The sequence below is a fragment of the Vibrio sp. D54 genome (assembly GCF_021728075.1).
Lineage (GTDB): Bacteria > Pseudomonadota > Gammaproteobacteria > Enterobacterales > Vibrionaceae > Vibrio > Vibrio alginolyticus.
Window position 1 is genome coordinate 1 of record NZ_JAKKCS010000005.1, and the last position, 13,486, is coordinate 13,486.

Annotated in this window: 9 protein-coding genes, 5 tRNA genes and 1 rRNA gene; 8 read left to right on the forward strand and 7 right to left on the reverse strand. The window is 44.6% G+C overall.

The features are described from left to right. Positions 1-4: 4 nt before the first annotated feature. A 5S ribosomal RNA gene (gene rrf, locus L3V37_RS08430) occupies positions 5-121 on the forward strand. Between the two features lie 91 nt (positions 122-212). Here the strand turns inward: rrf and ilvY are convergent. Then, complete coding sequence (gene ilvY, locus L3V37_RS08435; RefSeq protein WP_005379097.1) at positions 213-1,103, reverse strand: HTH-type transcriptional activator IlvY; 891 nt, start codon at positions 1,101-1,103, stop codon at positions 213-215. A gap of 143 nt (positions 1,104-1,246) precedes the next feature. Between ilvY and ilvC the strand changes: the two genes are divergently transcribed. Beyond that, positions 1,247-2,731 carry a ketol-acid reductoisomerase gene (gene ilvC, locus L3V37_RS08440; RefSeq protein ID WP_005379098.1) on the forward strand — a complete coding sequence of 495 codons (1,485 nt, stop codon included), beginning with the start codon at positions 1,247-1,249 and terminating at the stop codon, positions 2,729-2,731. A gap of 278 nt (positions 2,732-3,009) precedes the next feature. Here ilvC and L3V37_RS08445 read toward each other — a convergent pair whose 3' ends face one another. The 4 genes from L3V37_RS08445 to L3V37_RS08460 form a co-directional block, all read right to left on the reverse strand. Beyond that, a complete protein-coding gene (locus L3V37_RS08445; protein ID WP_005379099.1) occupies positions 3,010-3,261 on the reverse strand; it encodes an accessory factor UbiK family protein in 252 nt (83 codons plus the stop codon). Positions 3,262-3,392: 131 nt separating this feature from the next. After that, positions 3,393-6,515 carry a multidrug efflux RND transporter permease subunit VmeD gene (gene vmeD / locus L3V37_RS08450; RefSeq protein WP_237306163.1) on the reverse strand — a complete coding sequence of 1,041 codons (3,123 nt, stop codon included), beginning with the start codon at positions 6,513-6,515 and terminating at the stop codon, positions 3,393-3,395. A 12-nt stretch (positions 6,516-6,527) separates the two neighbouring features. After that, entirely contained in the window at positions 6,528-7,634 is a 1,107-nt protein-coding gene (gene vmeC, locus L3V37_RS08455) for a multidrug efflux RND transporter periplasmic adaptor subunit VmeC (protein WP_005379101.1), read from the reverse strand. 18 nt (positions 7,635-7,652) lie between these two features. Then, positions 7,653-8,234, reverse strand: a complete 582-nt coding sequence (locus tag L3V37_RS08460) for a TetR/AcrR family transcriptional regulator (protein ID WP_130544891.1) — start codon at positions 8,232-8,234, stop codon at positions 7,653-7,655. A 170-nt stretch (positions 8,235-8,404) separates the two neighbouring features. On the opposite strand from L3V37_RS08460, the gene rep reads away from it, so the two are divergent. Then, positions 8,405-10,420, forward strand: coding sequence for a DNA helicase Rep (gene rep, locus L3V37_RS08465; RefSeq protein WP_005379104.1), 2,016 nt, complete (start codon positions 8,405-8,407; stop codon positions 10,418-10,420). Positions 10,421-10,493: 73 nt separating this feature from the next. Here rep and L3V37_RS08470 read toward each other — a convergent pair whose 3' ends face one another. Next, positions 10,494-10,907: a cytochrome c5 family protein gene (locus L3V37_RS08470; RefSeq protein ID WP_005384252.1), complete on the reverse strand. Its 414-nt coding sequence runs from the start codon at positions 10,905-10,907 to the stop codon at positions 10,494-10,496. 335 nt (positions 10,908-11,242) lie between these two features. Here L3V37_RS08470 and L3V37_RS08475 point away from each other — a divergent pair. From L3V37_RS08475 to L3V37_RS08495, 5 genes are all read left to right on the forward strand, one after another. Then, positions 11,243-11,319 (forward strand) — tRNA-Arg (locus L3V37_RS08475). A gap of 33 nt (positions 11,320-11,352) precedes the next feature. After that, a tRNA-His gene (locus L3V37_RS08480) sits at positions 11,353-11,428 on the forward strand. 69 nt (positions 11,429-11,497) lie between these two features. Beyond that, positions 11,498-11,574 (forward strand) — tRNA-Pro (locus L3V37_RS08485). 47 nt (positions 11,575-11,621) lie between these two features. After that, positions 11,622-11,697, forward strand: a tRNA-His gene (locus L3V37_RS08490). Between the two features lie 64 nt (positions 11,698-11,761). Continuing rightward, positions 11,762-11,838: transfer RNA gene (locus L3V37_RS08495), tRNA-Pro, on the forward strand. A 338-nt stretch (positions 11,839-12,176) separates the two neighbouring features. Here the strand turns inward: L3V37_RS08495 and L3V37_RS08500 are convergent. Next, on the reverse strand, positions 12,177-12,902 hold the full coding sequence (locus L3V37_RS08500) for an HAD family hydrolase (RefSeq protein ID WP_005379107.1): 726 nt from the start codon (positions 12,900-12,902) through the stop codon (positions 12,177-12,179). Between the last annotated feature and the right edge of the window lie 584 nt (positions 12,903-13,486).

The window sequence follows — 13,486 nt, forward strand, 5'->3', positions numbered from 1 at the left end:
TTTGCTTGGCGACCATAGCGTTTTGGACCCACCTGATTTCCATGCCGAACTCAGAAGTGAAACGAAATAGCGCCGATGGTAGTGTGGGGCTTCCCCATGTGAGAGTAGGACATCGCCAGGCTTTAAATTTAAGAAGCCCGCTCGAAAGAGCGGGCTTTTTTGCATCTATAGAGTTTTAAAATTAGCTCACTTTATACCTAAAAAGTGTTCATCTAAGGTGCGATATACTTGCTCTCTGCAACCTTCCAAAAGGCTTTAACAAGCGGATTCTCCAGCTGAGTTTTGTTGCAGCAAACACCAAGTTTAAAAGGTTTAATTGGTAAGACTTTTAAACGATTTATCTTTTCTCTTACTGGACTGTTGTTGATTACAACATCAGGTGCGATACCTACTCCACATCCCAATGCAACCATACTTACGATGGCTTCATGTCCGGAGGTTTGTGCGTAGATCTTTGGCTTTATTTTCATTTGTTTGAGCCAAGTATTGGCCCTGTCCCTTGCCGTTCCTGCTTCTGGGAGTATGAATGGAATGACCGACCAGTCTGGTTTTTCTTTTTGTAGCTCTTCAGCAAACGCACTAACCCCAACAGGTACGATGACAGAAAGTGGGATTTCACTGATCGTTTCAAATGCGATTTTATTTGGCATCTGTTCTGACTTGGCTGATATGGCAATATCGGCTTCATCTGCTAGTATTTTGTCGATCGCTTGAGCTGGATCGCCGGTTGATAGTTTGAATTCAATGAAAGGGTTCTGAATACGAAAGTCAGATATTAGCTCCGGAAGATGGCTGTAGCTTGCAGTAACAGAACAAAAGAGACGGATTTCTCCTTTCAATTCATCCTCGGTTCCCTTCAGGTGACTCTGATACTGCTGCCATTCGCCAAGAATCTTTAAGGCGACTGGGACTAGCTTTTTACCTTGGATAGTTAAATCAACGCTACGGTTGTCGCGTAAAAACAATTGTTGGCTGGTTTCCTCCTCTAATTTTTGTATCTGTCGGCTTAAGGCTGAAGGGCTAATATGCATTGCCGCTGCGGTCTTGGCGAAACTTTTACTCTCACAGAGATGAATGAAAAGTTGCAGGCTTTTGATATTCATTAAATTTTCATTTCCATGTTGCATAAATTGCAATAACTAATTGTGAATATATCACTTTAAGCAATCTCATGTCTGTTTTAGTATGAAGTTATTCGGTAAGGCAATTACTGACCTCAATGGAAGAATCTCAAAGGAGCACCCAGATGGCTAATTATTTCAATACCCTAAACTTGCGCGAGCAGTTGGACCAATTAGGTCGTTGTCGTTTTATGGACCGCAGTGAGTTCGCTTCAGAAGCGGATTATCTGAAAGGTAAGAAAGTAGTCATTGTAGGTTGTGGTGCTCAAGGTCTTAACCAAGGTCTGAACATGCGCGACTCTGGTCTAGACGTTGCTTATGCGCTTCGCCAAGCCGCGATTGATGAGCAACGCCAGTCATTCAAAAACGCAAAAGACAACGGTTTTGAGGTAGGTAGCTACGAAACGCTAATTCCACAAGCTGATCTAGTAGTAAACCTTACTCCAGATAAGCAGCACACAAACGTTGTTGAGACGGTAATGCCGTTAATGAAAGAAGGCGCAGCACTAGGTTACTCTCACGGTTTCAACGTTGTTGAAGAAGGCATGCAAATCCGTAAAGACCTAACGGTAGTAATGGTTGCACCTAAATGTCCAGGTACGGAAGTTCGCGAAGAATACAAGCGCGGTTTCGGTGTACCGACTCTTATCGCTGTTCACCCAGAGAACGACCCAAAAGGTGAAGGTTGGGATATCGCGAAAGCTTGGGCTGCAGCAACCGGTGGTCACCGTGCAGGCTGTCTAGAGTCTTCTTTTGTTGCTGAGGTGAAATCTGACCTAATGGGTGAGCAAACTATCCTTTGTGGCATGCTACAGGCTGGCTCTATCGTATGTTACGAGAAGATGATTGCTGATGGTATCGATCCTGGCTACGCTGGTAAGCTTCTTCAATACGGTTGGGAAACCATCACTGAAGCACTGAAGTTTGGTGGTATCACTCACATGATGGATCGCCTAACTAACCCTGCAAAAGTGAAAGCATTTGAGCTTTCTGAAGAGCTAAAAGAACTGATGCGTCCGCTATACAACAAGCACATGGATGACATCATCACCGGTCACTTCTCTAGCACTATGATGGCTGACTGGGCAAACGACGATGCAAATCTACTAGGCTGGCGTGCAGAAACAGGTGAAACTGCTTTCGAAAACTACCCAGAAACTGACGTAGAAATCTCTGAGCAAGAGTACTTCGATAACGGTATCTTGATGGTTGCTATGGTTCGTGCGGGTGTTGAGCTAGCATTCGAAGCGATGACGGCATCTGGCATCATCGATGAGTCTGCTTACTATGAGTCTCTTCACGAGCTGCCACTTATCGCAAACACTATCGCACGTAAGCGTTTATACGAGATGAACGTGGTTATCTCAGACACTGCGGAATACGGTAACTACCTGTTCGCTAACGTAGCAACGCCGCTTCTACGTGAGAAGTTTATGCCAGCCGTAAATACTGACGTAATTGGTAAAGGTTTAGGTGAAACGTCTAACCAAGTGGATAACGCGACTCTTATCGCTGTGAATGAAACAATCCGTAACCACCCTGTAGAGTACATCGGTGAAGAGCTACGTGGTTACATGACTGATATGAAGCGTATCGCGGTGGGCGGCTAAATTACTGGCCTTAAGGTTCCATTTTGGTGTCGAAGGTGCTCGTTTACTATCGTAAAGTCCGCGCCTTCTCCTAGAAATGAAGCCTTAATACTGCGTAATTTACTTAGTCTCAAGTAACGCAGTAGATAAACTCCAGGCAGACTGGAGTGATAAATACAAAATAAAACACAACATCTAATCAAAAGGCTTGGTCGCCGTTGACCAAGCCTTTTTGTTTTTAGCCGATTTATCTGCGCGCCGATAAGAAAAACGCTCCTTTGTGAGGAGCGCTTTGATACTTATTTTTCAGCAAGCTTTTCTTCAAGTTGCGCCAACTTCTGTTCCATTTCTGTTAGCTTTTGACGTGTACGTAGTAAAACTTGAGTTTGAACATCAAACTCTTCGCGACTTACAACATCTAGCTTGTTTAGCTGGCCTTGGATTACTTGACGAACTTTCTGATCGACATCAGAGCCCAACTCTTTTACAGGTTGAGGCATTGAGTCGTGAATCTGTTTAGCAATTTGCTCTAATTTCTTTGGGTCAAACATAGTGGCTAAAACTCCTTTTGATTTGTCCTCATTTTAAGTAAATGATACGTGAAAGTCGCCATTTAGATGGCAAAAAAGAGAGCGGCAATAAAAAAGGCCACCGAAGTGACCTTTTTGAATGCCTTAATAGCTTATCTGTTATCCGCTAATTCACGATGAGCTGCTTTCGCTTCGTCAACTCGCGCTAACTTCTCCAAGTCTTTGTCTTCAACAAATACTGGCAGAGGTTTGTGTTTTTCAGCTAGGTAGCTGTAAATCACAGGTAGTACGAATAGTGTGAACAGTGTACCGATTGCAAGGCCAGCAACGATGACGATACCGATACTGAAACGTTGCGCGGCACCTGCACCTGTTGCGTACATCAGCGGGATCAGACCTGCGATCATCGCTGCAGTGGTCATTAGGATAGGGCGAAGACGCACTTTCGCAGCTTCCATCACCGCATCAATACGAGACAGTTTATTATGTAACTGCTCTTCTTTGGCGACTTCACAGATCAAGATACCGTGCTTGGTTATTAGGCCGACCAGCGTTATCAAACCAACCTGCGAGTAGATGTTCATCGAGGCCGTACCCCAGGCCAATGCGATCAAGGCACCACATATTGCCAGAGGTACAGATACCATGATGACAATAGGATCGCGGAGTGATTCAAATTGAATCGCCAGAACGAGGAAGATGATCGCAAGTGCAAGACCGAAGGTTGCATACAAGGCACTACCTTCCGTTACAAACTGACGAGATTCGCCCATGTAATCGTGGTTATATCCTGCAGGCAGTTTGGTTTGTGCAATATTTTCAAACCAGTCGATTGCGTCACCCATAGCAACACTAGGTGATGGTACTGCACCCACAGTCGCTGAGTTTAGCTGGTTGAAGTGTGGCAAAGAGCGAGGCTCAGCCACCACATCGATAGTAATCAGACTGCCTAATGGAACCGCTTTACCATCCACAGAGCGTACATAGTAGTTCTTCATCGATTCTGGGTTTAGACGCCATTTACGCTCAACTTGAGGGATCACCTCATACGAGCGGCCATTCAGGTCGATTCGGTTTACATAACCATCTGCCATCATGGTGCTGAGGGTGATGCCAATGTCTTGCATAGTCACACCGTAGGCACCCGCTTTGTCTTTATCGATCTTGATCTTCATCGTTGCTGAATCGTAGTTCAAATCCAGGTCGGAATAGACAAACATTGGGCTACTTGCAACATCGGTTAGAATATCGCTAGCGATAGTAAACAAGCTCTCGAAGCTATTTGGTGTTGTAATTACAAACTGAACAGGTAGACCTGAGCCTGCACCTGGAAGCTCTGGCATTTGGAATGCAGTGACAGACATACCAGGTACACTTGATACTAGGCCACCCACACGTTTCGTGATTTCAGATTGGCTTGCCTCTCGTTCACTCCAAGGCTTCAATGTTGCTAGGCCAAACGCTTGGTTTGAGTTTGGTACACCATTAAAGACCTGTGCGTATTCCACTTCCGGTTGATCTGAGAGTATTTGGTTTACGTCATCCATGGTATTTTGGATATAGTCCAAGTTCGCGTTTGATGGGGCGGTACCCATCAGCATGACCACACCTTTATCTTCAGATGGTGCTAGTTCGCTAGGAATAAACTTGAACAAGACCGGTAAGCTTGCAAATACAATGATTGCAAACGCAATAACAACCGGACGATGAGCCATTACCGCTTTCAACATGCCTTCGTAACGAGTGGTCATGCCATCAAGGATATGGTGAACTTTTTGCTCAAACTTGCTTGGCTTCTCGTTCGCTTTCAGCATCTTCGAACACATCATTGGTGATAGTGTCAAAGCGATGATGCCGGATACGAATACTGAACCTGCCAGTGTCAAAGCGAACTCTTTGAACAATGAACCGGTGATACCACCCATCAATGCGATTGGCGCGTACACTGCACCTAGCGTCAATGTCATCGCGATAACTGGAACCGCAATTTCACGCGTACCAATGATTGCAGCTCGGAATGGCGATTCCCCTTCTTTGATGTGACGGTCAACGTTTTCTAGTACAACGATCGCGTCATCCACCACTAGACCGATGGCAAGCACCATCGCCAGTAGCGTCATCAAGTTCCAAGAGAAACCCATTGCCTGCATCACCATTGCCACACCAATCAATGAAAGTGGGATGGTCACGATAGGAATGATTACCGCGCGGAATGAACCTAGGAACAGTGTGATAACCACAAGTACGATTACTGCTGCTTCAAGAATCGTTTTCACTACTTCGTGAATCGATTCGTTGATGGCGATAGTTGAGTCGTACATTACGTTCATTCTGATGTTACTTGGTAGGTTGCGCTCAAGCTGAGGCAACAGTTCAAGTACGTCTGCTGCAATGTTGATTGGGTTAGCACTTGGCGCTGCGTTGATCGCCGCAACCACAGCTTCTTGACCGTTTGCACTTGCGCGATAAACGTCGTGACTCTTCTCTAGCGTTACTTTAGCGATATCACCTAGGCGGATGACATCCCCTTCACCAGTTTTCACGACCAATGCTTCAAGTTCAGCAACGTTTGATACCTGAGTATCTGCGCTACCGTTATAAAGCACGAACTCACCCGTCGCTTGACCGGTTGCAGATTGGTAGTTGTTGGCGTTAAGAACGCTCATCACATCGGTTGCGGTAAGCTTCAAAGCGCCCATTTTGGCAGGATCTAACCATACGCGCAGTGCGTACTTCATACCACCATACAGGTCAACTTTGGACACACCGTTTACGGTGAACAACTGCGGGTTGATTACACGCTCAAGGTAGTCAGTGATCTGGCTTGAAGATAACTCGTCACTCGTAAAGCCGATGTACAGTACCGCCGTTGTCGAACCTGTCGACATGGTTACGGTTGGGTCTTCGGCTTCTTTTGGTAGCTGTGAACGTACCGAGTTGGTTTTCGCCAGAATGTCAGACAACGCCGCATTTGGATCAGTATTCAACTTCATGTTTACAGTAATGGTCGATTTACCCAATACCGATTGCGAAGTCATGTAATCAATATTATCGGCTTGCGCTACCGCTTGCTCCAATGGCTGAGTAATAAAGCCTTGGATCAAGTTGGCACTTGCACCGTAGTAACTGGTGGTCACGGTGACCACCGTATTCGTCATTTCAGGGTATTCACGAACCTGCATTTTGAACACCGCTTGCAAACCAAGCAATGCAATCAAAAAGCTGATCGATACCGCTAAAACTGGACGTTTTATAAAAACATCTGTAAAGCGCATGATGCCTCCAACTTAAAGCATTGGTGTTTCAGCAGGTGGGGTAGTTGCATCGCTTTCGACAATGCTTACTTTCGCATGGTTACTCAAACGGACTTGACCCGACGTCACCACTACATCACCTGGCTTCACGCCTTCTAGAATGTGTGCGATATCTTTAGAGCGTTCGCCAACTTTTACCACATGCTGCTTAACGCGTTTTTCGCCATCTTCTTCTGTTACGATGTAAACATTGTCGCCATACAGCGTAAATGTGATCGCGGTTTGAGGTAGCGTGACCTGATTTTCTAATTTAGGCAGAATGATGTTTGCACGCGCGAACATACCACTACGTAGTTTGCCGTCACTGTTAGGGATATCCGCTTGAACTTGAATCAAACCACTTTGTACGTTTACAGCTGGTTCAATCGCAGAAATAGACCCTTTGAAAGGTTGGTCTGGATAAGCGTCAACAAAGATATCCACTTCTTGATCGATATTGATACGTGAAATATCGGTTTGTGGCACGGTGAAGCGCAAGCGCATCACGCTGGTATCTTCAAGGCGAACAATGTCGGTGCCCGCCTGTAGGTACTGACCTAGGTACACGTTACGAATACCTACCACACCATCAAATGGCGCTTTGATTTCGCGTCGGTCGATGGTCGCTTTCAGGCTTTCAATGTCCGCTTTTAAGGAGAAGTAGTTTGCTTCTGCTTCGTCATACGCTTCTTTAGAAATAGAGCCTTTTTTAAATAGCCCTTGGTAGCGTTTGTATTTCGCTTCTGCTGCTGGCAACTTGGCTTGCGAGCTCTTCAAATTTGCTTTTTCGACTTCAGAATCAAGCAACACTAATGGCTGACCCGATTTAACTTGAGTACCGGAATCAAACGCGATTTTATCGATAACACCGCTGGTCTCATTTGCTACCGTCACGCCTTGGTTTGGCTCGATAAAACCAATTGCCTCGATGACTGGTACCCAATCCACCGCTTGCACTTCTGTCACGGTTACTGGGAACTCAGGTTCAGGACGGTTTGCCATGTATTCAGCGATCTTTTGTTGCTTAAATAAATTGAAACCTATCACGCTGCCGAACAAGAGAACGGCGATAAGTAACATAAAGAAAGTCCACTTTTTCATTCTATTAAGAACTCCAAGTTAGTGTTTAATAATTGCATCCCAACTGGCTTCAATAGCGGCCTCTAATGCCGTCTTATCCAGTTGATAAAATCCCAAAGCGTGTTTCCGAGCAAGTGCAACACTTGCCTCAAAACTCAATCCAGAAAGTACTTCGTTATCGAGAAGCTTGAATACTCCCTCGTCTTTGCCCTGATTGAAAAGAAGATCTACTTGGGCAAACATTTGTCTCTCAAGTTCCCGAGCTTTGCTACTATTTGAACAGGGTAAAGACTCATATTGGACTCGGTTGCTGATCGCACTTAAGTTCGAGCCCGCTAAATTCCAAATATTGAGCCACATGGTTCGATAACGCTGTTTTAAAGGCATCTCTTCACTAACACCTAGTTGCACCGCAGTAGCAACACGCTTAGCAACGTTAAGGCGTAGTTCCTCTAAAAGATGTTCTTTATCTGAGAAATAACGGTAAATCGTCCCTGCTGCGACACCTGCCTCATTGGCGAGCTTTTGCATGGAAAGCCCTTGAAAGCCAGATTCAGCAATGAGTTGTTCAGCAGCGACTAAGATTTGTTCTCGTTTATCTACAGCAGGGTTATCCTTCATAATGTCACCCTTTAGTGAATGAACGTTCATTCATTATAGCTTAAATACCCGCCATTTATGCAACAGAATATTGCACTTAATAGGTGTAAAAATTACAAGAAATCAGCATAGCTTTCACGAGGCCACCCCTTTATCATAGGCGCCACATTCATCACCCGCAGAGAATTTCTATGAAGCTGAACCCTAGTCAAGATGAAGCCGTGAAATACGTGTCTGGTCCATGCCTAGTGCTAGCTGGTGCTGGCTCGGGCAAAACTCGTGTTATTACCAATAAAATCGCTTATCTGGTTCAGCAATGTGGTTACAAAGCGCGTAACATTGCGGCGGTGACGTTTACCAACAAAGCAGCACGTGAAATGAAGGAGCGTGTAGGTCAAACGTTAGGGAAAGGTGAGTCTAAAGGTTTGATGGTATCAACATTCCACACTTTAGGATTGAACATCATCAAGCGTGAGTACAAGCATTTAGGGTTGAAAGCGGGCTTCTCACTGTTTGATGACCAAGACCAGCTAGCGCTGCTCAAAGAACTTACCGAAAAGCAGCTTGATGGTGATAAAGATCTGCTACGTCAGCTTCTGAGTTGTATTTCCAACTGGAAAAACGACATGTTGACGCCAGAGCAAGCCAAAGCGCGTGCGCAAGGTGAACAGCAACAATTGTTTGCGTTCTGTTTTGATATGTACCAAAAGCAAATGAAAGCCTATAACGCGCTCGATTTTGATGACCTAATTTTGATGCCCGTTTTACTCTTACGTAATCATGAAGACGTTCGTCAGCGTTGGCAGAATCGTATCCGTTACCTACTGGTTGACGAGTATCAAGATACCAACACGAGTCAGTATGAGTTGGTCAAATTAATTGTCGGAGAACGTGGGCGATTGACTGTTGTAGGGGATGACGATCAGTCTATTTATTCATGGCGTGGTGCGAAACCTCAGAACCTCGTGTTGCTGGGTGAAGATTATCCGAATTTGCGTTTGATTAAGCTAGAGCAAAACTACCGTTCAACGAGTCGAATCCTGCGTGCGGCCAACATTTTGATAGCTAACAATCCTCACGTCTATGAGAAGTCCCTGTTCTCTGAAATTCCTGACGGTGAAAAACTCAAAGTGTTGTTGGCTAAAAATGAAGAGCACGAAGCAGAGCGCGTAACGGGTGAACTAATTGCGCATAAGTTCCTAAACCGTACCGAATATAAAGATTATGCGATTCTATATCGTGGTAACCACCAATCACGTTTGATTGAAAAGTCTCTGATGCAAAACCGTGTACCATATAAAATTTCTGGCGGCACCTCGTTTTTTGCGCGCGCAGAGATTAAAGACATCATGGCGTATTTGCGCGTTTTGGTTAATCCGGATGACGACAATGCATTTTTGCGCATTGTGAACACTCCGCGACGTGAAATTGGCCCAGTAACGTTAGAGAAATTAGGCAGTTATGCCAATATGCGAGGCAAGAGCCTGTTTGAGTCGAGCTTTGAAATGGGGCTCGAACAGCACCTAACGGGACGTGGCCTAGAAAACCTGCGTCGTTTCACCCAATGGCTAGTGGCGATTGCTGATCAAGCTGAGCGTGGTGATACCGTCGAAGCGGTTCGTTCGCTAGTTCGTGATATCCATTATGAAGATTGGCTATACGAAACTTCAGCAAGTCCGAAAGCCGCTGAAATGCGAATGAAGAACGTTTCTGATCTTTATTCATGGATAGTGGCGGACCTAGAGGGTGACAACTACGATCAAGAAGAGAAAACGTTAAAAGAAGTCGTTCAACGTTTGACCTTGCGTGACATGATGGAGCGCGGTGAAGAAGATGAAGACAGTGATGCAGTACAACTGATGACCTTGCACGCATCAAAAGGCCTTGAGTTCCCATATGTATACTTAATTGGGTCCGAAGAAGGTATTTTACCGCACCAAACCAGTATTGATGAAGATAACGTGGAAGAAGAGCGTCGCCTGATGTACGTTGGTATTACTCGCGCGCAACGTGAACTGACTTTCACTATGTGCAAAGAGCGTCGGCAGTTCGGCGAGTTGATCAAACCGACTCAAAGCCGCTTTTTGGATGAGTTGCCATTTGATGACGTTGAATGGGAAGTAAACAAAAAGCCAGTATCAGCAGAAGAGCGTATGGCGAAAGGTCAAGCACACATTGCCAATATTCGAGCAATGTTTAAGAAGTAAAGTGACCTTGTTCTCACTGACTAAAAACAAAAAGGCTTGCCAACTGGCAAGCCTTTTTCGTTGATGTCTTTACTTATAGACCTTCAATCATGTGGTCAATTGCTGCGATGATTTCATCGTCAGAACAGTCCATACAGGTTCCTTTGGCTGGCATCGCATTGAAGCCTTCTAATGCGTGCTTCACTAACGTATCTTTGCCTTGTGCAATACGTGGTGCCCAATCATCGGCATTACCTGTTTTAGGTGCGCCGTTTACACCAGATGCGTGACAAGCAATACAAAAAGTACCATAAACTGTGGCGCCATCACGTGGACCGGTTGGTTCTTCTTTCACTGGCTCAGAACCTGCTAGATAAACATCACCGACAGGTTGGATGCGTTCTGCGATCGCATCGTATTCAGTTTGGCTGATGTCAGAAGCTAAAGCTGCCGTAGAAAACGTTAAGGCAGCGAACAAAACGCTAATCATTTGTCGAGACATATCCATTAAACCCACTTCACATTCCCGAGGTAAGTGACTTACCTATTTATATAGTTAGAGTATTAATGCCGAGCAGAGAAATCATTAAATTCCACTGAATGGCATAGAATGATTAGACAACTTGGTTGCAGCTGTTAAATCAATGTAAATAATGGGTGATTATATCCCGATAACTTGTTGCAATAAACAACAAGTTATCCATGACAGGGCGTGAATCACATCAAAAATCCACTTTAACGGAAGATAACTGTCGAAAAAGAGACCAAACGATAAAAAAAGTAAAAAAAGTACTAGACGGCATAGTGTGATATCCGTATTATTCCACTCCGCCGATAGGGCATGCGCCCGTAGCTCAGTTGGATAGAGCGTTGGCCTCCGGAGCCAAAGGTCGAAGGTTCGAATCCTTTCGGGCGTACCATTGCCTCGGAGGATACATCGGTAAAAATCAGTGGTGGCTATAGCTCAGTTGGTAGAGCCCCGGATTGTGATTCCGGTTGTCGCGAGTTCAAGTCTCGTTAGCCACCCCATTCTTTCTTTTTTAGATTGAATGCGGTAGCATTGCTCCCAATCTTGATTCAATCAAGATAAAACATCGTCGGTGAATAGCGCAGCTTGGTAGCGCATCTGGTTTGGGACCAGAGGGTCGGGGGTTCGAATCCCTCTTCACCGACCACTATTTAGTTTATGGCTATATAGAGCGATAAACAGAAAAAATTGATGGTGGCTATAGCTCAGTTGGTAGAGCCCTGGATTGTGATTCCGGTGGTCGCGAGTTCGAATCTCGTTAGCCACCCCATTAATTAAGGTGATTTCTTAGTTGAAGTGTCCTGTCTGATTTGAGAAAATCAGCAAATACAGTTCGGTGAATAGCGCAGCTTGGTAGCGCATCTGGTTTGGGACCAGAGGGTCGGGGGTTCGAATCCCTCTTCACCGACCACTATTAGAAAGCCTGCTTTTTAGCAGGCTTTCGTCGTTTTAGAGTTTATGATCTCGCTTGGACTGTATTAGTCGGTAATGTATCAATGGATTTGAACCCAAGTGGGGTTCGCCTGAAGTTAGAATTCGGCTCTTCACCGACCACTATTTAAAGCCTCAGTCGAAAGACTGGGGCTTTTTTGCATCTCTCCTGAAAAGAATCGGCATTCCATTTCAATTTTTCCCAAAAGTGTACAGCTCTAGGGACTTTTGACCACCTATGATCCAAATGCTTTTCGAGCTGACAAAATAAACCCCAGAGCAGTGTCTGGGGTTTTGTAGTTTTCTAATCCGCTGCTTTTATTGGGCGAGTGTTTTAAGGATTTCTTTCAGTTCTACCGTTTCTTGGATTTCAAAACTTGGCGTTATATCCGTTGAGTTGCTTGCGCCTGTCGCATTCACCCACACACTCAAAATACCCATATTGTTAGCGCCAGCAATGTCAGCAGGTAAAGAGTCGCCCACGTGTAGAGCCTCTTCTGGTTTTACTTCGACCAAGTCGAGCGCTTTTTGGAAAATACTTGTAGCAGGTTTCTCTTCTGGCTCTTCTCCTCCCACAATAATATGGTCCACCCAGTTGCTCATTTGTGTCGCGTTTAATTTAGGGTGTTGAGAAAAAATCGGGCCGTTAGTGATCACGACGAGTTTGTAATGTTGACGAAGGTCGCTGAGCATTTCTTTTACACCAGGGAAGAAAGTGAACGCGCCCATACGTGCAGAGTCAAAGTAGTCTTGAGCTTGTTGAGCCTCTTTTGCAGTGATGCTGACGCCTTGCTCCGCCAAGATGTTTTGGATCAGGCCACAACGGAAGGCATTTTCATCGGGTAGCAGAGCCACAAGGTGAGGGAACTCAGCATTCAGCTTTTTGTATACACCCTGTAAGTAGCGCTGCAAAAAAGCTTTTGGCTCGGTAACTTGTGGGTAGGTTTTATGAATCCAAGTTGTAAACGCTTGTCCTGCAACTTTATCGGCTTGTGACGTTGCACATAAAGTCTCGTCCATATCAAAAAAAATCGCTTTAAGCACAGGGGCTCCTTTTATTTACGGCTTGGCTTTGACACTGTTCATCTATTATCCCACTCTCAATTGTGTCGTAAAGGGTTAAAACCGGCGAGTTTTCTTATGACGTACGAATGAGGATAGCGGTACTTTCCTTTGCTTAGTCAATAAACCGCTTAAGTGGCGCATAATCTGCGTTGGAGCAGGATTTGTATGGTTTTGCTGTTTTGTTCACGTTTTGACCTATCCTTTCTCTTCCTAAGTTTGGCTTTTTGTATTTGCCGACTATTTTATTAATAGTTTTTTATGTTGAAAAAACACTTTTTGCATATGATATTGTTTGTTAAATGTTAATAAATGCACATGAATAATATGGTTAATGATCTTGTTTAGCTCATGTTTACTTTTAGAGCATTTTTCTAGTTTTATTGGTGCATGACGCACAAAAATAGTGTGATATGAAAATGGTTAAATACTTGTTAATGCATTTTTATTCGCTAATTGTGCGTTTATTTAATGTTTTTTCGGCGGAATATACTTTAATTGTTGCTTTTTTGTGTGATTTTTGCCAAATTATTTCCGCATTAAGATTTCAGAGTATTATTCTGAAT

Coding starts and splice junctions, on each gene's coding strand:
- rep (WP_005379104.1), top strand. CDS start 8,405: ATGAAGCTGAACCCTAGTCAAGATGAAGCCGTGAAATACGTGTCTGGT.
- ilvC (WP_005379098.1), top strand. CDS start 1,247: ATGGCTAATTATTTCAATACCCTAAACTTGCGCGAGCAGTTGGACCAA.
- ilvY (WP_005379097.1), bottom strand. CDS start 1,103: ATGAATATCAAAAGCCTGCAACTTTTCATTCATCTCTGTGAGAGTAAA.
- L3V37_RS08470 (WP_005384252.1), bottom strand. CDS start 10,907: ATGGATATGTCTCGACAAATGATTAGCGTTTTGTTCGCTGCCTTAACG.
- vmeC (WP_005379101.1), bottom strand. CDS start 7,634: ATGAAAAAGTGGACTTTCTTTATGTTACTTATCGCCGTTCTCTTGTTC.
- L3V37_RS08445 (WP_005379099.1), bottom strand. CDS start 3,261: ATGTTTGACCCAAAGAAATTAGAGCAAATTGCTAAACAGATTCACGAC.
- vmeD (WP_237306163.1), bottom strand. CDS start 6,515: ATGCGCTTTACAGATGTTTTTATAAAACGTCCAGTTTTAGCGGTATCG.
- L3V37_RS08460 (WP_130544891.1), bottom strand. CDS start 8,234: ATGAAGGATAACCCTGCTGTAGATAAACGAGAACAAATCTTAGTCGCT.